Below are 21,144 nucleotides of genomic sequence, written 5' to 3'. Positions count from 1 at the left end.
TAGATTTGCAGCCAACAGAATAAAAAAAGAAGGTGATAAGAACAGAAGTTCCCCCACCTGATACCATTTAGGCATTATGATGATAATCTATATCCGTAAGTATTTTATTAATCTCATCCAGACGATGCTTCGTTCGATCCGAGTAATTTATGGCTAAAGCACTTATGAGATAATCAACGACAAACATGGATGCGATTGTAGAATTGTGAAACGATAGGCTTCTAGAAGTACACGGCAATATAACATCCGAATATTTAACCAAAGGAGACGAAAAACTGTCCGTAATGGAAATAACTTTGGCCTCTTTTTCCTTGGCGATCGATACAAAATCAACAATCCTCTTGGCATACCTTGGGAAACTAATAGCAATCACAATATCTGACGAAGTCAAACTAATCACCTCATCGATCCAGTCTGCTTGATCGGCGATAATTAAATCACAGTTACCGAGCAGTCGATTAAGACCGTGCGTCAAATATTGCCCAACAGGAAGTCCACTTCTTACACTTGTACAATAAATTCGACTCGCCGAGGCAATCATATCCACTGTCTTGTCCAATGTTTCACTGGAAATCATCTCTACGGTCATGTGAATATTATTGATTTGCGTTTCTGCACAACGTAACCATAAATCACTTTTATTTAAGTCTTTAATGTTTGCTTCTAATCTCGTTTGCGGAGCAGCTCGATTCCTCAAAAGTTCCTGAAGCCCTTTTTGAAACTCCGCGTAACCCGAATAACCCAAGCTAAACGTTAGTCTCATGATCGTGGTCGTACTAGTTCCAACTAACCCGGCCAATTGATCAACTGTTAAAAAAGCAACATCCATCGGATTCTGAATGATATAATCTGCCACTCTACGTTGTGATGCAGTTAATTCTGAGATTTTATTTTTTAATATCTGTATTGGGTTTTCCATAATAGTCTCCAATCCACTGTGTCTATGTACCTGAAAAAATTATGACAATATCTAACTGGATTGTAACATCTTTTTCTTTTATATAAAAGAATTAATGAAACTCATCCCGTAGTAACTGTACGATCAACCGATAGACCTGGGCATATATTTCTATAAAGCGAGCCTCACCACGATTTAGACCTAACTAATTGTGGTGAGGCTCTGTATTTCATCATATTGAGCAACTTTTCTTTTTCTTTTCTTTTTCTAGGTACATATTATTGTCTGCGATTTTTATTAACTCATTAAAATCAGTTGAATCTTGGGGATAGTTGGCGACACCAATGGAAATAGAGATAGTTAAAGATAGTTGTTTTGAGGTTTCCGACAGCTCTCGTTCAATACGATTTATTAAGGGTAGTATGTTATCTTTGCTTGTGTTTGGAGTAACGATAAGAAATTCATCTCCTCCCCAGCGGATGACGTAGTCCCCCCTTCGAATATTCCTCCGAAGGGTTGCCGCTATACTCCTTAAAACAACATCTCCTTTTTGATGACCGAAGGTATCATTAATCTCCTTAAAGCGATCTACATCTATAACCAGAACACTTATGGACTCATTTTTTCTTCGATCTACTGTGCTGAACAATTTGGGGAGTTTTTCTAGGATATAACGTCTGTTATATGCCTGAGTAAGAGGGTCTTTCTCTGAATAGAACTTCGCTTTATCGTACTGTTTCCCTAACCACCAACCTACTAAAATGTAAATTATAGCTACTAAAACATAGATTTCATCCACATTTCCATGTACATAATAATAGTAAAAAATTAAAAGGGTCCAACTAAAGAATGCAATTACCGCCAAGCTAACTCGACCGAAATATTTCATTTCTTATCAGTCCAATCTATTGAAAAGCCCCCTGTCATTCATGATAACAGGGGGGTATTGGATCTTCTAATACCACAGAGGTACCTACCTTTCCTTCGTCCACATTACGAGTAATCAAGAAGATTTCTTTTTCTGCTTATCAGTCTTTTGAGTTTCCATCTTCTCATGGTATTCCATTCCAAGGCAAGTTGGGCAGCAGAATGGCTCAAACGACTCTCTACCGCACACAATACACTTATTCTTTATCAGGTTTTCTTCCCTGCTTATCATACATATTCTTCCAAATAATCAGAGATTTCTACTAGCTTACTTTGTAGGGCCCATTCAATTGAACGAGGTACCCTTTTTTCTTGTTTTTCTTGATTATTAATGATATTGGATCGTCCGATCTTGACATATCCCCTTTGGTGTTTTAAGAGAGTTACAGGAATATTGAGCTGGTACGTTGAGTGACTTGAAGCATCATGTATGGTCAGTTCATAATGAGGGTAATCTTCTGTACCCGTGTTTCGAAAGCCGTTAGTTTTTAATAATTCATCTAAATAATCACGACGGATTACGCAACTAGAAAACACTTTGCTTTTTCTCACAATCAATCCTCCCTGCTTAATAATTGTAAACCACTTCCACCATTAACTCTAAGTAAATTTAATAGATCAAATCTATCCGCCCCCCTTTTAAGTATAAAACCAATAATACATATACAAATTTAAAATTAAAAATTGAAATAACATTCATTGTGGCTGATGAGAACTAGATCCCTCTGCTTTCTAAGGGATATCTTCATCATCTGCCAAATTTCAACCTAATTCAACTTTTCTAATAGATCACCTGTCTGAATCCGGCTTAAACCGGATAGAAAAGGTCGTACCTTGATCTCCTGTTTCATAATTGATCCATGCATTATGCCGTTTGGCTATACTAAAGCTTACGGCTAACCCCAGACCTTTATTTGTTTCCTTGGTTGTAAAAAATGGTGTTCCTATATGGGGAATGACGTTCTCCTCTATTCCGTTACCTTCGTCTCGAATTTGTAAAACGATCTCTCCCGTAGGAGAAAGGTAAGTATGAATCATTAGTTTTTGACCGGGTTGCATCGCTTCGATGCCGTTTTTAGATAGGTTAAGCAATAACATATTAAATTCTTTTGGATCTATACTGACTTCAAGAGCGTCCTTTAGATTTAACTCTAAGACAATTCCGTGATCTTCAGCTAATTTCTTCAGTGAAGGCGAGATATGCCTGATTAACTGATTTATATCCTTTCTTTCGAGATCAACCCTTTTATTCGGAGCTAGATAGAGAAACTCGCTCATAATCATATTCGCTTGATTCAATTCTGATAGCATCAATTCAATCATACTGTCCGAAGGGCGATCATGACTTGATTTGAACATCTGTAATAACCCAAAAACAGTGGTCATGGGATTACGAATTTCATGAGCGATCCCAACCGCAATCTCTCCAGCAAATCGAATAGTATCAAAAGACTGATGCTGTAGCTTTTCTTGAAAATTTCGATGCATACTCACTAGTGATTCAACCTTACTCCTAAGGTTCTCAGGTTGAAATGGCTTAACAATATAATCAATGGCTCCTATTTCATATCCTCGAGTAACAAACTCCAATTCATCACCGTGCGCTGTGACAAAAATGATAGGGATGTGCTTTGACTTTTCTCGTTGTTTAATCAGTTTGGCCACTTCAAACCCATCTATAATAGGCATATCAACATCCAGCAAGATCACCGCAAACTCAATTTGCAAAGTTAATTTTAGCGCTTCTTCCCCATTCGTAGCACAAATCAAATTGTATTCCGAAGAGTCTAAAACTGCTGTGAGTGATAACAAATTTTCCTTGCGATCATCAACTAAAAGGATATTTATAGGCGAGGTATTTTGCATTTCATCTACCTCCTTCTAATAAGACTATTTTAACTATCTTAATAAAAACTTAAGATATATTGCAATTTTTTACTTTATTCGTCAATGTGGCTGTTTGCAACAAGGGATTTTTAGTCACCTATGTAAATACATTTTTAACATCTATTTTTATTAGAAATAATTCCATTTACTGTAAGATTGACACAAAGGTAGTTGCTTACAAACAAGCCATCGATTTGAAATTATATGAAGATTTCATTATCATGTTAAAAAACGAAATAGTCTAAGAGAGGAACAAGAAATTTGTTTAAAAACTCCATTACTTCAAGATTTTTATTGTAGTGTAGGTGAAATATCTTATGTTTAAATTATCTTATAACCCCATCTATCACAATACTCGCTAAGTTTTGCATTTGATTTTGCGAAGTAAGGAGAGTTATAAAAGGATATGCTGAAAAGAACATGGTTAATTGAACTTCGTAAGTCAAAACAGTTAACACAAGAACAGGTTGCAGCTAGTGCCTACATTGATCGGGGATTTTACACTCAAATTGAAACCGGAACCCGAAATCCAAGTTTTCATGTTGCAATTAACATTGCTAAATCCTTGAATTTCGATCCTTCCCTTTTCTTTCAGGATTTTGTTAATGAAGAAACAAACAATCCAAAGGATACTCCTTCCTACTTTAACAGAATGGAAAGAGGACAGGTGTTGTACTTATATGATCGTTTTGAAAATTACCTAAATTATGCTGTAACCTTCTTATTAATGGGGTCTGAGGTAGGGAGTCATTCGATACTTATTGATGATCATGAGTGTCTTCATCAGATACAAAGAGAGCTAGATAATATACTAAAAAATGTGAATGAACAAAAACTAATCCACCTGTTGAATAAGAATGATTTTAATTTTCAAACTCCTATAGAAATACTGCAACATATCCTTAGTTTAGAATCTAATATAGTGGAAAAATCAATAAGAATATGGATTCAAGGAAATACGGCACTACTAGCTAACTTAGCTGAACTGTTGAACCTTTCAAAAAAATTGAATTTTGAAAGCAATAAAATTTTGTCTGTAACTTCAGCTAATGCGGGAACAATCACGGCTAGAGATCATATAAAATTAATGAGAAATTACCCCTATCTCATGACTGACCATGAAATTGTCTACTCACCCTTGTATTCTAATAATAAGTCAATCATCCTCCCTTCCCTTTTTGTTCAGGAAAATATGGATTAGATTAAATATAGTTTCATAGACTCTTTAGGAAGTGTGGTAATTATTAAAAACATGGTGCAATTAACTGATTATCTGAAACTATCGAATGCAGCCCACATCTTCTACCTTTTCGAAGATAGGAATCTCTATCTTGATAATCTAATAGCTTATGTAAAAGGAGGAATGGAACGAGATCACCACCTCTTAATAATAGAAAACTCTGATATATATAAAGAAGCAGCTCAAAGAATAGATTCACTATTTTCATCTGAACAAAAAAAACGTATTCACTATCTAAATAATTATTTATTTTATCGTCAATATGGTGTCTTCCATACTCATAAGATTATCGAACACTTTGGTGAGATGATTCATTCTTTTCTGAATGAGAAAGATTCTATTCGAACATGGGCGCATGTGGAATGGAATGAACAAGATGACATTATACGAATACTCAAGGAATATGAAGACTTAGCAGACTGTTGCGTAAATGATTTCGGACTCATGTCGGTATGTGCCTACAACTCCTCCGATCTCTGTGCATCTCTCCAAACCAATATGATGCGTAGTCACAAATATCTAATGACTGATACAGAGTTTGTGAGATCTCCCCTATATAAAAATATATAGAATGTTACAGAATTTGTATTATAGGACAAGACGATAGATAGGAAAAGACAGCTCTTCTGCTCTAAGACCAGAAGAGCTGTCTTTTGTTCTTTTACTCCCGCTAACAATCCCCGTCAACCAGGTAGTACAATAAACACTAATTTTGCATTAATTTATTCATTTTTACAGATAATATTATTATTCTAGCAAGGAAAGGGAAGTTATAATGGATCACAATACTCGATTATCTAGTTCCGAAATAGGTGGATTATGGAGTACGTATCAACAAGAGAAAATGTCTGTTTGCTTTCTAACATATTTTCTTCACCAAACTCAAGATAACGAAGTTAAAAATCTTATCCGTGATGCATTAGATATTTCCCAATCACATATACACCAAATTGAAGAACTCTTTATTGAAGAAGATATTCCTGTTCCTCATGGTTTTTCAGATCATGACATTGATTTATCTGTACCACCGCTTTAGCTTTTTCATGAAGAATTTGGATTAAGTTTTGTTTATGGGATGAGTCGAATGGGGATGATAAGCTATTCTTTTATTACTTCTAGTGTAGCTTGAAAAGATGTTCGAACATTTTTTACAAGCTGTTTAAACGAGTCCACTACTATGTATAATGAATCTACAACACTCATGTTATCAAAAGGGATATATGATCGACCACCCATGCTTAATTACCCTAAGCATGTTGAATATATACAAGAAGAATCCATATTTTCGGGATATTTAAGTAAAAAGCGATCTCTTAGCGCATTAGAGCTTACAGAGATCTTCCTAAACATTGAGAGAAATTATTTTGGACTCCTAATCTGTATGGGATTTACTCAAGTTGTTAAAGATGAGGAAATAAAAAGATACTTACTAAACGGTAAACGGATATGCGAAAAACAAATACAGATATTAAATAAAATATTAATAGATGAAGGTCATTTAGGTACCGTTCCTGTTACTATGCAAGTAACGGATTCTAAAGTGTCCCCCTTCTCAGATAAACTCATTGTCTTTTTGTTTCACACACTAAATTCATTGGATATTACATTGATTGGTCACGGATTGTCGATGTCCATGAGAACGGATTTATCTACCATATTCAGCAGGTTAATTGGTGAAATCTTGGTGTATGGAAAAGAGGGATTCGATATTATGGTGAAGCGAAGATGGTTAGAACAACCACCTCAATGACGAATCAAGCAGAGATGATTCTTAATTTACGATACCTTTAAATGCGTATATAAAATGGTTGCGACTTATTCGCAACCATTATTTCTTGTTAAGCTATAAACTCAATTTAATTGAAATAACCTTTCAATATTTGTTCCAATGATTCAATACTCTTTGAATAAATTATTTCCTCTTCAATATGTAATTTTTCTTCTTCATACCTTGGTTTGTATTTGGCAATTTAACCATGCATGAATCGGCAGTATATTTTTCTGTATGAGCAGGTATCATCAATGAATAAAATTTGCATAAAAAAGGGCTGTAATGTGATTACAGCCCTTTAGTTATATTTAACTATAGACTCCCGTTAGTTTAATTTCTCTTTTGAAAATTTGGAGATATAGAACCTTATAAACATAAATGTAAGTAATGGCACAGCTATATTGGGCAACAGAAAATTTATTAGAAAATTGACTTCACTAATTAAAGATATACTGTCCGTTCCTTTCATAGGAAGTAATATTTGTTCCCCTAATGGACCTTTTGAAAAAATGGAGTTATAGGTAAAATTCCATCCTAAATGAAAGCCAATAGGTAATGCCATTGATTCCGATTTTAAGAAAGCATATGCCCAAACGAATCCAGTAATGGATGTCATAATAAAAACAATGGACATTGACACTACATTTCCTAATACACCAAAGGAAAACCAATGATATATTCCAAAAGAAATCGCAGAAAGCAAAATACCTATATTTGCTCCCAGTTTTCGAATAGCAATATACAGAATTGCTCCTCTAAAAATTAATTCCTCAAAAACTACAGATTTAACATTCCACCATATTGAGTTAAAGAATCCAGCGAAGGAAAAAGTAGGGTTTAGTTTCCAGTGTATATTAGTGAGGGTTGAATCAAGAATCTGTATTAAACTGCACATCACTCCTGTAAAAATAAATCCAATAACAAATTGGTTTAATCTACTTCTGAAAGGAGTTAAGCCTAGTGCCAGTAAGTTCTTCTTAGTAAAGAAATAAAGCAGTATCCAAGATAGTATCAACTCAACTATTATGCCTAACAAAATAATATTCTCCTATCTTTGGTTTTTACTACGTTTACTTATTTTACGCTTATTTATGACAACTAATAACAATATTTCAATTTATTTAACTAATCTGCCCAATAGTTAAATAACTGAATACCAAATGTAATTGTATAATAATTCATGTTGTCGAATGAAATATCTCTTTTAACTTTCATAAACATACTAAACAAATGGATAAACATACTGCCAAAAAGTGCATTCCTTAATTGCCAAATACACCTTGGTTCTCTATTTAACGCACCATAATTCTTTAGTTTATTTAGAAACTCCTTTATTTTAAATACAATCTCGTTTAAGAATATTCTTCTGATCAACTCCCTTATTTAGTTAGATAGAAATAAATTAAGTTATCTCTCAGTTCTGATTCTCTTGTAAACCCCAGCTTCTCCAATAATTGAATGGACCTGTTATTTTCAGGCTCGACCGTCCCGTCAATGATATCTAGCGATAGTTCTTTAAAACCAAATTCTAGAACTGCTTTCATGACTTCATACATGATTCCTTTGCTCCAATACCTTTTAGACAAATCAAATCCGACCTCCGCAATTAAAGCCTCATTCGTTTTTCTTAGGTAATGATATCCACACGTGCCCATAAATTCATTAGTAGCCTTACTATACAAACCCCAACGACACCCAGCGTCATCAATGTGATATTGAATGATTTCTTCAGCTTCTTGTATCGTCTTACATGCCTCAATGTCCATAAATGCGGTAACAGCCTCTTCAGAGAAATGTTGGAATACATCATTTGCGTCTTCAAGCGTTAAGATTTTAAGCTTAACTCTCTCGGTTTCTAAAGCATAAGTCATGTTTATTTCACCTCATCTATGAATTCTCCCGTTTTTGCTGATAGAGTACCAAACTTTTCTATAAGCCAATGCCATGTTGGTCTCACCTGTCATAGATATGGATATGGCCTAAATGAATCCCGTTCAAAACAAGAATCTAACTACTCCTATAGTAACTAACACTAAGAGTAAGTCGATCAAGATAGCTGCTAACTCCTAGCATAAATCCCGGTGCGTACATGGCTGGCGATACGTCAAGAATTTTGAAGTATTTTATGCCAAGGATGTTTCAGAAAAAAATTGAAGTAACCCTCCCTATCGTTAAGTAACGAAAAAAAAACGGTTGCCATAGCAAGCAACCGTTCATTAATCTACAGAGGTGAAAATATTATGCAGTAACTTTACCCGCCATTTGACGGCAAGCCTCAGCACACTCTTGACAATGAGCGTCTTTGAATCTCTCGCAGTCAGTAGCACACACTTCACAAATGGCAGCACAAAGCTCACAGTGCTGCTTCGCAAATTGACTGTTACGTGCCATGAGAGCCACTGCTTGAAAACAGACTTCTGCGCAATCATTAAACATTTTCAGCATCGATATTAACCAAATTGGTTCCCCTAACTTGGCATCGGAGTTGGAGTCGATTCCGCTCCATTTCCTCCATACTTTTTATCTATCATTTCTCGAATCGTTTTTAAATCTGTTCCTTTTTCATACTCTTGTTTCGCCTCACGGGCGATATCTACGCAAACCCCTCAGCCAAGACCCATGTTATCCAAAACAGCAACATTATCTTCTACTCTATCGACAAAGCAATGAGTATTACTGGTATGCCCATCTTCCTCATAGCAACCGCAATAACAAGGCATATAGTTCAGAACTTCCGGATGGTCAACAGCGAATTGATATGCTTCTTTCACGTTATCCTTTGGAGCATAAGCTTCAAGTGCGGACCAATTGTTACTACCGAGTTCATATTTCATAACCGGAGCCATAGCTTGTTGGTGTCCTTCTGGGTGTGTTTCCTCATTCGTTTGACTACAACCGGTTATCAACAATAAAAGTACAATGGATGAAACCAATGCTTCCTTCAACCTGATCACTTCCTGTCATTCATTTTCTTAATAGCATCCTTCATCATCATCCTGAATCCAATTGTTGAAGCAATTAAACCAATCGCAGCTCCCGTAAGCGTAATATATAACAAGTTCATTTCTTTATCCCCACACTCTAATGGATTCCCAACATCCAACCATGCTTATCGCTATTCCAAAAAAGAGGGTGCCTTTTTAATGAATGATAGCAATGTTCTCCTATAGCATTTTAACATAAATGTTGTCCCCCTTTTCATTGCTGTGTATAATTAACAAAATTGTCACAGTGAAAATACCTTTTTTATTTACAGCAGACACAATAAAATAGCCATCCGATACGGATGACTTTGGAATATTAATTTGCGCTTATAAATTTTGAGATAATCGTATCATATCTCTGCATTGTATACCGTTCTCATAGATCTCTTCTTCGTAATGCCGTATAAAAAAATCAATATCAACACCAATAATTCTGAATCCACATTTTTGATAAAGAGCTAATTGCCCGACGCTTGAATTTCCAGTGCCAAGTTCAATTGTTTTATACCCTTTTATTCTGGCTGTTCTAATTGCATCCATTACTAATTGCTTCCCTATACCTCTGTTCTGGTGCTGTTCTGCCACTGAAACATTCACTAATTCCACAGTTTCAGGTCTTGTAGGAAGGAGTACATAAACTCCGATTATTTGCCTATCCCTTTCAGCTACAAAACACTCTCCTCTTTTTACATACTCTTCAACGATTTTTGGAGAGGGGTCAGCTAATAACAACAACTCCGTTGGAGGTTGTTCCTCTATTTTTAACTTTCTAATGTCCATACTGCTCCCCCTTATATTCTATGAAGTATACTCTTGGATGAGTTTTCTCAAAGCTCCTTTTACTTCACCTTGAAAGATCCCACCATGAAAGCAAATCAATTGCTCTATATCTAGATCAAGCAACCTCATAACGGACCGCACAGCTTCTTTTATATCCAATGTGTATTGTGGGTTCGCAATATTTAGCTTCCCTGCTTCAAGTACAACAGCATCTCCAGCAATTCAATGTTTTGCTCGATGGCAGGTACAATGAGATATGTCCGGGCATATGTCCAGGGGTATGGATTACTTCCATACCACCACACCAAGTCAAACGCTCACCCGTAGAAACTGTACGATCAACCGATACGGATTCAACTGTGTTCAAAAATGAAATAAATTGTTCGGCATAAGGCTTTTCATGATCAGGTAAAGTATTAAAACTGGACTCCGCTTGCTCAAGCCGCAACGACTTTTTCCTTCCTTCGATATATGGCTTTTCCAGTTCATGAGCAATAATCTCTATATGCGGGTACATTCTCTTCAGCGATGCAAGCGACCCAATATGATCAATATCGTGATGAGTCACGATCAATTTTGTTATGGAAGCTAGAGTGACGTTTTTTCGATTGGCTGCTTCCTCAAGATCAGCTTCAACATTTGGATATCCGCAGTCGATAAGAATCGTATCTTGCTCATCTTTCAGAATAATAGGGGTAATGACTTGCCTTTGTCCGTTATAATCAAATTCAATCTCAAGTAATTGTATGGTATGCATAGTTTCCCTCCGGTTGCTATTTAACCTTAGATACTATAATTAGTGGAAAAATCTTTACAATACAGCTTAAAATAGAGTCACTAGCTAACCTCCATTTAATAGAATAAACAAAAATGGAATCGAGAACATCACGTTGACGCTATCGATCCCTATTATAGAAGTGGTAATCAGTCCTATTAATTGGGGTAGCCTAGATTTTTGGATAACATCGCATATTAAACCATGTCTTGATAGATATTTTTACGAACGATTTGCATGAAGAGACTTGGATTATCTAAAGGTTCAAAGCCATATTGAGAATATAGGGTATGTGCATCATTCGTTGCCAACATAAATCTACGAACCATTTAGACAATCCTTTCCTGCGATAGGGATCTAAAATAAAAACATCCGCTAAGTAAGCAAAAGTAGCTAGATCAGACATTACTCTTGCAAAACCAATTTGCTCTGCCTTTTCAAGATGAGGATTACCCTTATAAACCCCAAAGCATAAGGAAGTATTCTCAATAGATTTGATTACGATATCCCTCGGCACTCCATTTGCTCAGTACGATTCTCTATTCAAATAATTAAAAATGACATCTTTGTCTAATAGATCTTTATCAGTAGAAATTAGAAAACCAGCCAGCATAATGAAAATAAAAGTTTTGTGTATTAAACAAACCTGCCCTTTAGAACAGCAAAAAAGCAGGGGATGGATGCCGACCCATTACCCTGCTATCGACTCCCGATAGCGTAACAGGTGAGTATGTAAGAATGTGGTAAAATGTAGCCTGCTTTTGAATCTATAGAATCACGTTACTTTTATTATGATTAAGAGATGTTCTTTAAAATAAAAAGATTGGTCATAGTCTGAATGAACCAACCCTTTAGTCAATTTTGGATTTATATAATTCTAATTTATTCAAATCTAAAACAAAGTTGTTTGTTTTTAGAATATCCAGACCTATTAAGCCCTTATGATCCTTAGGTAGTATCCCAACATCAATTTCAATATTCTTTAATATAGTTTCATCCATTTGAATTTGATCCATGATCTTGGTGTAGAATGGAACAGATCCCCCAATCCCGTAGGCTTCATAAATGGAATCCCCATTTTCATAAGTAACCCCTATCTCCTCTAAAATGTCAGGACTAATAATGGTATGTGAAGAACCTGTATCAACAATAACATCATCAATCTCTAAAGTTGTCCCTCTAAAAGTCACCTTAATGGAGATAGTGAGTAGTTGTCCATCATAATCTATTTTCATATACGTCTCACTCTCATTAAAGGATCTCGTCGAATATGAATGATACAATTTTCATTTGACGTATGATAGACAATGGTTCCTGGCTTTGCTTGAAAAAATTCTTTATTTGCTTCATCATTGGGAACCACTCGTATAGGTGCAACCTCATCAACAATCTTAAGATTCCCTTCTTCATGAAAGTCCAAAATTGAAATGAGCACAAATTGATCAGGAAACAATTCACGCACTTCTTGCCATTTCATTTGGCATCCCTCCTCATAGATATTATAGCGAAAATTCTATTCCCCTTATATACCTTTTATTGACCCCATGTCCGCTTACCATGGAATGCCCCCCTTTGCACCCCAAATAGTGGAACATATGTCCCCTCAAGAGTTATTAAAGATTCCTGCCCAATAGTTGAGTAATGAAAATGAGGAGCAGACTTGACGACTGCTCCTAGCTAACATTACTGATGAAACTGATTTGCTGATAATGGCTTTTATTCTGAACTACAAGAACCAGCTAACATTCCTCCATCAATGACCAATTCGATTCCTGTAGTGTAAGCTGACTCTTCGGAAGCAAGGTATACAATACTAAAAGCAACTTCTTCAACGGTTCCAAATCGCTTTAAAGGAATATTTTTAGTGTAATTTTTGATGTTCTTCTCTCGAAGTTCCCCTGTTCCTATTACAGGTTCCCAAATCGGAGTAAAAATCGCACCAGGATGAATCGAATTACAACGTATATTATAATTCTTCTCAGCGCAATAAAGTGCAACTGTTTTAGTATGATTACGGATCGCCGCTTTACTGGATGCATATGCAGCAGCATGTGGCACACCAACCATTCCTGAATGAGAGGAAATGTTTATTATAGAACCTCCTGTTTCCTTCATAGCCCGAATACCATATTTGCACCCTAAAAAGGTACCGTCCAAATTAACCGCGTGGACTGCGTGCCAGCTTTCTATGCTGGCATTTTCCGGATCTTGAAGCACTGTACTTTTTTCCTGAAACCCAGTGATACCAGCATTATTAATCAGTACATCTAATCGTTTAAACTGCTGTATGATTTTTTCGATTACGTTTTTCCATTCTGATTCGTATTTAACATCTAATCGCATAAAGTATGCGTCTTTTCCTAATTGTTCAGCCAACTTAATACCTTTCTCCTCATTCACATCAGTTAAAACAACTCTTGCACCCTCATTAATTAAGTGGCGAGATGCTGCTTCACCAATACCACTGGTTGCCCCAGTAATTAAAACAATTTTCCCTGTAACACGACCTTTACCATTTGGCATAAAACCCTCTCCTTATCTAAGCTTATTTACAAAAAACCGGGAAATCTTAAAGCAATATATAGTTTTGATAGTAATTTCATATTAAACAAACGTAAAAAGCCTCCTTATCCGTTTTTCTTGGATAGGAGGCAGGCATACGAACATAAAGACACATTCCTCTTTTGAAAAGAGCAATAATCTTTTTGTTAATATCAAAAAGCCCATACTTATCCTATCCAGAAAACTCGTATGTTTACGATATTTTCATTTTGCAGATAGGATTAGTGAATCATTGGCTTTTGATCACCCTTTCAGTTATTCTTAAAGTCACTTTATCACAGATGTTTGGGGCTGACAATAACTATTTTGGTATCATTTTACTAATATCCCAATATAAAGCAAATCAAAATCCATATCCACGATATTTCCAGCAGATAGAAATAGTAAGTAGCTGTCCATCATCATTTATTTTCAAATGCGTCTCACTCTCACAATTGAGTGTCTTATGAATCCTCTTAGCTTAATAACTTTGATTTGTTTTTTTTTTTTTGACATTCATCAGGGTTGAGACTAAAATTCCTGAAAGTATTGAGATCATCAATTTAATAAAAAAAACGAAAGTAGTCCGAGAGTCTATAAATGCCATGGATAGGCCATCTACAATGAACCATTCAAACCTTTGAAATGTAGTAATGCCTACTACCCAGTCTGGACGACCAACATGATACATGGTTGGAATACTACAAATCAGGTACGAAACAATGAAAGTAATGACAAATTTAAATATAAAGCGAAGGTCCCTCTTATTGAATATAATAAACACACCAAACAAACTGAGTGCAATAACAGTCAATGTGTTAGATACAACGATAAAGCTATCTGTCACTTCACTGCCTTCGATTTTAAAATATAGAAAAATCAATAAGACGCTTGTCAAGAGTAAAGAAAAAGCGAATTTCAAACTACATTCTCCTCCTTGCCTCTTTTATTTATCAGTAGTTGCTGTAGCAGCCTTATGGTAGTTAAATTTTTATTACCATATAAAAAGTAATGAAAAAAACAAGCAAACTAAACAACAACCCTATGACTATTCCCCACACTATAGCCTTCCTTGAATAGCTCTTAAATTCAATGGTGTTCGACTTCGCAACTTTTCGATTGTGAATGACCATGGAAATATTTAAGACAAGAAGAAATAGAAATAGTATATAGGCTATGTAGACCATGTTCCCTTCAAAAATATCAAGTTCCCCCGGAGGACTCATGTATGCATTGAAAGAAATACAGATTGTTAATATAAATTGAAGTCCACTTTGAAGGTGATGTTGTGCTTTCCAAGATGGGCCATACTTTTCTTTCTCAAATTGGCGAAGTTTATGAAGCGGAGGAAAAATAAGAGTTATAGGATCAGTTTTTTTTGTTATAGTCGTAACAAAACCTATAAAAACAAAAAGGGCTGTTGAGAAATGAAAAGTTCGGTTGGATATATCCATTAAGTCAACTAACCAAATAACACCAAAAATTAGGATAATAAAGCCGTTGCTAACGAATAATCGAAACCGCTGCAGATCCCGTAACTCCATTTCATTGAGATGCATATGATATCCCTATTCCTTCCTAAAAGATTCGTACTCTCCACTTTATTAATATATGACGTGAGGTAAGAAAGGAATATTACACTTATAACGAGGTCTATTCACCATACGGCCCTTTAGCTGCACAATATAAAAAAGAGCAGTGGTCACAATTCACTACTCCGAAACTATCCATCCCCGATAGCTGAATAACCAGGAATATTCTCCATTAATGTTTTCCAAGGAAGAAGAAATGTGGATGTTCTTTAAGCGGTCAAATAATACAAAAACCAGACGGCGTGGTTTTGCTCATCAGATGCAGCGCGTTTGAATGTTTCTTTGATGTACGGCTCGTTAGATTTTCCAGCGATGTCCAGATAAAAATCTGTAGTCATTTGTTCATCCTTAAATGATGCTCTAAGACCTTCTTTATATTCAGACTTACATTCTTCGATGATTTGGGGGGTATGTTGCCTTCCAGTCAACGTTACATAAATTTGTGAGAATGCCTTGTAATGTTTTATTTCATCGTTACGGATTTCTAGAATTCGATTTCTCGCTTCGTTATTCGGTGCTAACTTTGCCAACAGTTCGTAGCAAATAATTGCGCTGTACTCCCCGTTTATTGCTTTAGCAATGTCATCAGCCAGCCCGATTGAAGAACGGTTCAATCCTCCGCTTGTATAATACATGGTCATCAGTCTCCCTTCGGATATTTGCCTATCCATAGGATATGATAAACAAAATCTTTGGTACGTTGTCTGATGCTTTTACAGTCGAGGTATACATCTTATTTCCTCTAGTATTTTTTTCTAAGAATAAGGATTGAAAGGCAACCTGCAAACACCGAGATTCCTAAACCTGAAACAACAAACAGTTTATACAAGCTTTTCGCTAAGTCCCATGTTACGTCTGCAATCGTTAACACCACAAACAAGATGACGAAGGTATTCGTCATGGCAACGGTTGATTTATAAGCAATCAACCTTCCGCGTTCATCCTGCCCTTCTCTCTTATGCCACCACCATAAAATTCCTAAAGATGGAAACACCAACGCCATAATTACAACGGAAACCATACCATTGAACACATTCATATCCATACCTTATTCCTCTCCCTCTTCTACATATTGGAAGACTTCGTTAATGTCTTTCTCGAATAAATCTGCAAGCTCAAAGGCCAAAACTACGGATGGTGTGTATTTGTCCTTCTCAATCGAAATGATCGTTTGACGACTCACTCCAATTCGATCTGCCACATCCTTTTGTGTCCATCCTTTCTCAGCACGCAGTACGACAAGACGATTCTTCAACTGCTTTTTAAATTTTGGACTCATGGTTATCACCTCATGAAACCATTGTAAAACACACCAGACAAAAGGTAAAGTATTTTTAACTTTTTGTTCTATGTTTTTTACTTTTTGTTCTGTATTTTTTACTTACTGTTGGCTCACAATCGAATCCTAATAACGGAATAACAAGGTTTATCTTCTTGTAGAAAATTTATATCTTAATAGTAGAAACAAAATAAAATGAACTACCAATACTACAGGAAAGTAGATGTCATTTACCGTTTCTACTTTCAATGCGTACTTTGTTGCTTCTATGCTTCCATCAAATTTAGAGTATTCATCTGCTGATATATTTTCAATTTGTAATAAAACGCCAATAAATATAAAAATTAAAAAGCTAATTAGTAAAAATGAATTATTAGTTAATTTCATTTATGAGTTCCCCTTCTTCATATTAATTCCTTCAATTTTTTACCCTTCATTACTGACGTAAAGAGCATCTCAAAAATTACATGTTGACCGATTTTAATAGGTAATACTCCTTTTTTGTGCAGCAAAAAATCAGGGGATGTTGCCGATTCCGTTTCCCACCAAATTCTTTAGCTGTGTGGTAAATTTCTTATTTACTGGGCAAAATATCTTAAAACTTTCGGGTTGGAGGATCTAACATGTCAGAACAAAAGACTCGTCTTACCGCTTCGGAAATTACCGCACTCTGGAGTGCGTATCAAAATAACACCATGTCTGTATGTGTATTTACATATTTCTTAAAACATACTGTTGATTTAGAAGTAAGGTCTCTCTTAGAATTTTCGCTGGAACTGTCCAAAAATAACTTCCAGAAGGTCGTTGAAATCCTTCAAAGGGAAAATCAACCCATACCAGTCGGTTTCACCGATGCTGATGTGAATTTATCTGCACCAAGACTTTTTTCAGAAGCGATTTACTTATACTACTTAAAAAATATGTCCAAGATAGCGTTATCAACCTATGGAGTGGCTTTACCTACTTCTGCACATTCAGAAGTTCGTGATTTTTTGAGCAAAGCGATAGCTACCTCTACTGAACTATACAACAAAACGGCAGATATCTTACTTAAAAAGGGGTTATTTATCCGGACTCCTTACATCTCGACACCACACAAAAACGATTTCATCACTAAACAGAGCTATTTAGGCGGATTACTTAAGATGAATCCTAGACCGCTAAATGTAATTGAAATTACCCACTTAAAAGCTAACACGGAAACCAATATTCTGGGTCAATTTATATATACAGGGTTTAGCCAAGTAGCGGAGTCAAAGAAAGTCAGACAATATTTAATGAGAGGTAAACACATAGCAAAAAAACACGTCAAACTCTTTACCTCCCTATTAGTTGAAGATAATCTCCCTGCTCCGATGGAATGGGATATGGAAGTAACTGATTCAACAATTCCCCCGTTCTCTGACAAATTAATCATGTTCCATTCATCCGCCTTAATCGCTTCAGGAATATCTAATTATGCAACGGCTTCTGCCGCAAGTTTAAGAACGGATATAGCTACGACATACACTCGAATTTCGGTGGAAGTAGCACAATATGCAATGGATGGAACGAAAATCATGATTGATAATGGTTGGTTAGAAGAACCGCCTCAGAATATTGATCGAAAAGAATTAGCCAGAGTTTAGACACTTATCGCCCCTCCACATTTATCCCTTGTGAAAGGGGGTTATTTTTTTTCGTATTAGAATAATTCCATCTTTGCCTATGACGCAATTCTACATGAATAGCGTACAATATCCTAAGCCTCTCACCAGCGCGCTCATCGTTCTCCTCTTTTCGAAAAGAAACGGTAGAAAAATGCCGTTTCTTTCTCGTTTATTGATGGTTCCAATAGATCAGTCACCAATCCAATCCTCAATCTCAACTGATTTACCCTATATTTATAAAATTAATTCACTATCGCCTACGACATTTGCCTATACCATCATCTCATCGGAATCATATGAATATTGTATAATCGGTTGAAGGGAGGAAAAAATTATGAGCGCATGTGGTGCAGTTGCTGGTTATGGAAGTAGCATTGCGTTTATTTTGGTACTGTATGTCTTGTTGGTAATTATCTTAAAAACTGTGTAATATTAAACCGCTTAGCGATAACGACATCGAGCACAGTACAGACCTTTCTTCTCCTGTTACAAAAAAGTAGAGGAAGCTCTACTTTTTTTGTTTTTTTATTTTGTATGATGTAAACATTTCCCTATATTACATAGACCTATGTCTGTCTCATAAGGATATATTGTTTTTATTCAGGGGCTATCCCTAGGAAAACTCGCCACGAGGCAATCGTTCCATAGGAAAAACCTATCCATATTATAATTTCTATATATTTCACTTATATCATTTCTTATGTAAAAATAATTCCAACACGATATGGATAGGGGATGAAAATGATGAGTTCGATTAACACGTGGAAGCCAGATTCATATGATAATAAACTTGGATTTGTATCGGAATTGGGAAAAGGTGTTGTCGATTTACTTCATCCGAAAGAAAACGAAAGAGTGCTTGATTTAGGATGCGGAACAGGAGACTTATCTAACGAAATTGCTAAAAGAGGAGCATCCGTGGTTGGAATCGATATGTCCCCATCCATGATTGAGAAAGCAAAAACTAAATATCCAGAAATCGAGTTTTACGTACGTGACGCTCAAAATTTTAGCATGGAAGGTAGGTTTGACGCTGTTTTTTCAAACGCTGCATTGCACTGGATGAAGAATGCTTCTCAGGTGGTAGAATGTGTGTGGAATGTCCTCAACAACGGTGGAAGATTTGTCGTTGAATTCGGCGGAAAGGGAAACGTGGAGACCATAATCAAGGCCATGAGCCACATCTTTCAAAATGATTATGGTATTAATGCAAGTGAAAGAAATCCTTGGTTTTTTCCTAGTATTGGTGAATACAGTCATTTACTTGAGGAAAAAGGCTTTCGAGTGTGTTTTGCTCAACACTTTGATCGTCCTACCCTTTTAAAAGATGGCAAACACGGGATTAACCACTGGCTTACTAACCTATGTGATGATTTCTTCAAGGATTTTACGGAATCGGAAAAGATTTTGGTGTATAAAAAGGTAACAGAAACCGTGAAAAAAGACTTATTTCATGATGGCTCCTTTTATGCAGATTACAAACGGATAAGAATTATGGCCATTAAGCCTTAAACGTCATGGCAACAGTCAAGGGCTGCCAAATGCAGCCCTACTTCTTGACCATCGAGAACTTTGTCCTTTTTTTTGGATCTATCCTAAAACCGATTGTCTATCCACCATCTCGGCAAGACAGCAAAAATACGGCTTTAACCGAAGTCCAGTCAAAGGGTACCCATTTAATTTTTGGGTGTTTTAGTTAGAAACATAAGGAATATGATCAAGGAAAACGCCGTGAAAGCTAAGAAGGGAATCGTGACAAAGTCAAACCAGTTTATATACTGGGCGCTGCAAGGAACTCCACTTTTACATGGCTTGATTTCGGCAAATCCAGGGACTTTTTGTTGAAGATAATGAAATAAAGAAATCCCCCATCCGATCATTGCCATAGGTAGAACAAACTTTTTGACTGTCCCGTCGTTTTGAAAAGTCCCAATGCCAAGAATCAATACGAGCGGATACATAAAAATACGTTGATACCAGCATAACTCGCAGGGAATGTACCCTTTTATTTCACTAAAATAGAGACTACCAAGTGTTGCCATAACGGAAACTAACCAAGCGATATATAAAGAATACTTTCTAACGATTCCCATTTTTATTTCCCCTGTAATTCTTTTTCAATCAGACTTTTTATCTTTTCATAGTCAAACGGATCTTCTAGCATGGTACCGTTCACCATAATACTTGGAGTAAGTTGTACTTTATACTCCTTTACAAGAACCATATCCTTTTCCACTTCTGCTATTTCTGTTTCCTTCTCTAAACTTTCTTTTAATTGATTGATATCAATTTTAGGGTAATTGCTTGCCACCTCGATTACCTTATCCTTTGTCAGCCATAAGTCATCATGATTTTGTGTTGGAGGTTGATGATTAAAGATCTCTTTATGAAAGGCCCAATAATCTTCAGGCGATTGCTTAAATACATGTTCAGCGGCAAGTGATCCTGTTTTTGATTCTTCACCATGAAATAATACATTGATATAGGCAAATTTCACTTTCCCCGGTTCAACATAGTCCGCAATTAACTGAGGAAAGATCGTCTCTCCCCATACTTTACAAGCGGGACATTTAAAATCCCCAAACTCAACGACGGTTACTGGTGCGTTAACATCACCGATCAAGGGTTGTCCTTCAACGGGAGGCTGTTTCTCAAAACTTAGATCATGACTCGAATTAGAATCATTGTTATTCATTACTGCTAAAGCAACCAAACCTAAGATAACAACTAGGGTTACAATGACCATTGCTTTGAATGGTGAATTATTTTTTTTGTTTTTCATGGAGCACCTCTTTTATAGTGATTATTGCAAGGTCAGCCT

27 protein-coding genes and 1 pseudogene are annotated in these 21,144 nt (G+C 36.0%); 7 read left to right on the top strand and 21 right to left on the bottom strand.

The window, feature by feature from the left end:
* Positions 1–67: 67 nt before the first annotated feature.
* From EIZ39_RS22485 to EIZ39_RS22470, 4 genes are all read right to left on the bottom strand, one after another.
* The gene (locus tag EIZ39_RS22485) at positions 68–919 is read right to left on the bottom strand and encodes a MurR/RpiR family transcriptional regulator (protein ID WP_129203110.1); all 852 of its coding nucleotides are present in this window, start codon (positions 917–919) and stop codon (positions 68–70) included.
* Between the two features lie 211 nt (positions 920–1,130).
* Positions 1,131–1,787, bottom strand: coding sequence for a GGDEF domain-containing protein (locus EIZ39_RS22480; RefSeq protein ID WP_129203108.1), 657 nt, complete (start codon positions 1,785–1,787; stop codon positions 1,131–1,133).
* Positions 1,788–2,053: 266 nt separating this feature from the next.
* Positions 2,054–2,377, bottom strand: coding sequence for a hypothetical protein (locus EIZ39_RS22475; RefSeq protein WP_129203106.1), 324 nt, complete (start codon positions 2,375–2,377; stop codon positions 2,054–2,056).
* 237 nt (positions 2,378–2,614) lie between these two features.
* On the bottom strand, positions 2,615–3,691 hold the full coding sequence (locus EIZ39_RS22470; protein ID WP_129203104.1) for a response regulator: 1,077 nt from the start codon (positions 3,689–3,691) through the stop codon (positions 2,615–2,617).
* 86 nt (positions 3,692–3,777) lie between these two features.
* Here EIZ39_RS22470 and sda point away from each other — a divergent pair, with 86 nt between their 5' ends.
* From sda to EIZ39_RS27405, 5 genes are all read left to right on the top strand, one after another.
* Positions 3,778–3,957: a sporulation histidine kinase inhibitor Sda gene (gene sda, locus EIZ39_RS27900; RefSeq protein ID WP_483296068.1), complete on the top strand. Its 180-nt coding sequence runs from the start codon at positions 3,778–3,780 to the stop codon at positions 3,955–3,957.
* A 161-nt stretch (positions 3,958–4,118) separates the two neighbouring features.
* The gene (locus tag EIZ39_RS22465) at positions 4,119–4,913 is read left to right on the top strand and encodes a helix-turn-helix domain-containing protein (RefSeq protein ID WP_129203102.1); all 795 of its coding nucleotides are present in this window, start codon (positions 4,119–4,121) and stop codon (positions 4,911–4,913) included.
* A 51-nt stretch (positions 4,914–4,964) separates the two neighbouring features.
* Entirely contained in the window at positions 4,965–5,522 is a 558-nt protein-coding gene (locus EIZ39_RS22460) for an MEDS domain-containing protein (protein ID WP_129203100.1), read from the top strand.
* 205 nt (positions 5,523–5,727) lie between these two features.
* Positions 5,728–5,988 carry a DUF3231 family protein gene (locus EIZ39_RS27410; RefSeq protein ID WP_240675910.1) on the top strand — a complete coding sequence of 87 codons (261 nt, stop codon included), beginning with the start codon at positions 5,728–5,730 and terminating at the stop codon, positions 5,986–5,988.
* A gap of 141 nt (positions 5,989–6,129) precedes the next feature.
* Positions 6,130–6,702, top strand: coding sequence for a DUF3231 family protein (locus EIZ39_RS27405; RefSeq protein WP_240675909.1), 573 nt, complete (start codon positions 6,130–6,132; stop codon positions 6,700–6,702).
* A 346-nt stretch (positions 6,703–7,048) separates the two neighbouring features.
* On the opposite strand, the gene EIZ39_RS22450 is transcribed toward EIZ39_RS27405, so the two are convergent.
* The 15 genes and pseudogenes from EIZ39_RS22450 to EIZ39_RS22375 form a co-directional block, all read right to left on the bottom strand.
* Positions 7,049–7,759: a CPBP family intramembrane glutamic endopeptidase gene (locus EIZ39_RS22450; protein WP_129203098.1), complete on the bottom strand. Its 711-nt coding sequence runs from the start codon at positions 7,757–7,759 to the stop codon at positions 7,049–7,051.
* A 343-nt stretch (positions 7,760–8,102) separates the two neighbouring features.
* Positions 8,103–8,594 carry a GNAT family N-acetyltransferase gene (locus tag EIZ39_RS22445; protein ID WP_129203096.1) on the bottom strand — a complete coding sequence of 164 codons (492 nt, stop codon included), beginning with the start codon at positions 8,592–8,594 and terminating at the stop codon, positions 8,103–8,105.
* A 367-nt stretch (positions 8,595–8,961) separates the two neighbouring features.
* Positions 8,962–9,159 carry a four-helix bundle copper-binding protein gene (locus EIZ39_RS22440; RefSeq protein ID WP_483296066.1) on the bottom strand — a complete coding sequence of 66 codons (198 nt, stop codon included), beginning with the start codon at positions 9,157–9,159 and terminating at the stop codon, positions 8,962–8,964.
* A 32-nt stretch (positions 9,160–9,191) separates the two neighbouring features.
* Positions 9,192–9,668 carry a PCYCGC motif-containing (lipo)protein gene (locus tag EIZ39_RS22430; RefSeq protein WP_368666348.1) on the bottom strand — a complete coding sequence of 159 codons (477 nt, stop codon included), beginning with the start codon at positions 9,666–9,668 and terminating at the stop codon, positions 9,192–9,194.
* A gap of 366 nt (positions 9,669–10,034) precedes the next feature.
* On the bottom strand, positions 10,035–10,487 hold the full coding sequence (locus tag EIZ39_RS22425) for a GNAT family N-acetyltransferase (protein WP_129203094.1): 453 nt from the start codon (positions 10,485–10,487) through the stop codon (positions 10,035–10,037).
* Between the two features lie 18 nt (positions 10,488–10,505).
* Positions 10,506–11,244: pseudogene (locus EIZ39_RS22420) on the bottom strand (MBL fold metallo-hydrolase).
* A 215-nt stretch (positions 11,245–11,459) separates the two neighbouring features.
* Entirely contained in the window at positions 11,460–11,591 is a 132-nt protein-coding gene (locus EIZ39_RS27790; RefSeq protein ID WP_368666347.1) for a hypothetical protein, read from the bottom strand.
* Positions 11,592–12,113: 522 nt separating this feature from the next.
* Complete coding sequence (locus EIZ39_RS22410) at positions 12,114–12,497, bottom strand: retropepsin-like aspartic protease (protein ID WP_129203092.1); 384 nt, start codon at positions 12,495–12,497, stop codon at positions 12,114–12,116.
* Positions 12,494–12,739, bottom strand: coding sequence for a hypothetical protein (locus tag EIZ39_RS22405; RefSeq protein WP_129203090.1), 246 nt, complete (start codon positions 12,737–12,739; stop codon positions 12,494–12,496). Before EIZ39_RS22405 ends, EIZ39_RS22410 begins: the two co-directional genes overlap by 4 nt.
* 239 nt (positions 12,740–12,978) lie before the next feature.
* On the bottom strand, positions 12,979–13,785 hold the full coding sequence (locus tag EIZ39_RS22400) for an SDR family oxidoreductase (protein ID WP_129203088.1): 807 nt from the start codon (positions 13,783–13,785) through the stop codon (positions 12,979–12,981).
* Between the two features lie 499 nt (positions 13,786–14,284).
* On the bottom strand, positions 14,285–14,725 hold the full coding sequence (locus tag EIZ39_RS22395) for a hypothetical protein (RefSeq protein WP_129203086.1): 441 nt from the start codon (positions 14,723–14,725) through the stop codon (positions 14,285–14,287).
* Positions 14,726–15,604: 879 nt separating this feature from the next.
* Positions 15,605–16,030 carry a ferritin-like domain-containing protein gene (locus tag EIZ39_RS22390; protein ID WP_129203165.1) on the bottom strand — a complete coding sequence of 142 codons (426 nt, stop codon included), beginning with the start codon at positions 16,028–16,030 and terminating at the stop codon, positions 15,605–15,607.
* Between the two features lie 107 nt (positions 16,031–16,137).
* Positions 16,138–16,440 carry a hypothetical protein gene (locus EIZ39_RS22385; protein WP_129203084.1) on the bottom strand — a complete coding sequence of 101 codons (303 nt, stop codon included), beginning with the start codon at positions 16,438–16,440 and terminating at the stop codon, positions 16,138–16,140.
* A gap of 3 nt (positions 16,441–16,443) precedes the next feature.
* Entirely contained in the window at positions 16,444–16,674 is a 231-nt protein-coding gene (locus EIZ39_RS22380; RefSeq protein WP_129203082.1) for a helix-turn-helix transcriptional regulator, read from the bottom strand.
* Between the two features lie 147 nt (positions 16,675–16,821).
* Positions 16,822–17,061 carry a hypothetical protein gene (locus EIZ39_RS22375; RefSeq protein ID WP_129203080.1) on the bottom strand — a complete coding sequence of 80 codons (240 nt, stop codon included), beginning with the start codon at positions 17,059–17,061 and terminating at the stop codon, positions 16,822–16,824.
* A gap of 236 nt (positions 17,062–17,297) precedes the next feature.
* Between EIZ39_RS22375 and EIZ39_RS22370 the strand changes: the two genes are divergently transcribed.
* On the top strand, positions 17,298–18,302 hold the full coding sequence (locus EIZ39_RS22370; protein WP_129203078.1) for a DUF3231 family protein: 1,005 nt from the start codon (positions 17,298–17,300) through the stop codon (positions 18,300–18,302).
* Positions 18,303–19,058: 756 nt separating this feature from the next.
* Positions 19,059–19,835: a methyltransferase domain-containing protein gene (locus EIZ39_RS22365; RefSeq protein ID WP_368666346.1), complete on the top strand. Its 777-nt coding sequence runs from the start codon at positions 19,059–19,061 to the stop codon at positions 19,833–19,835.
* Positions 19,836–19,999: 164 nt separating this feature from the next.
* On the opposite strand, the gene EIZ39_RS22360 is transcribed toward EIZ39_RS22365, so the two are convergent.
* Together EIZ39_RS22360 and EIZ39_RS22355 are read right to left on the bottom strand one after the other, a co-directional pair.
* Complete coding sequence (locus tag EIZ39_RS22360) at positions 20,000–20,416, bottom strand: disulfide oxidoreductase (protein ID WP_129203076.1); 417 nt, start codon at positions 20,414–20,416, stop codon at positions 20,000–20,002.
* A gap of 2 nt (positions 20,417–20,418) precedes the next feature.
* Entirely contained in the window at positions 20,419–21,105 is a 687-nt protein-coding gene (locus EIZ39_RS22355) for a DsbA family protein (protein WP_129203074.1), read from the bottom strand.
* Between the last annotated feature and the right edge of the window lie 39 nt (positions 21,106–21,144).

Origin of the sequence: Ammoniphilus sp. CFH 90114, from assembly GCF_004123195.1 — a bacterium.
Lineage (GTDB): Bacteria > Bacillota > Bacilli > Aneurinibacillales > RAOX-1 > YIM-78166.
Note: the sequence above shows the minus strand (reverse complement) of the source record. Positions and strands in the feature narration are given on the sequence as shown.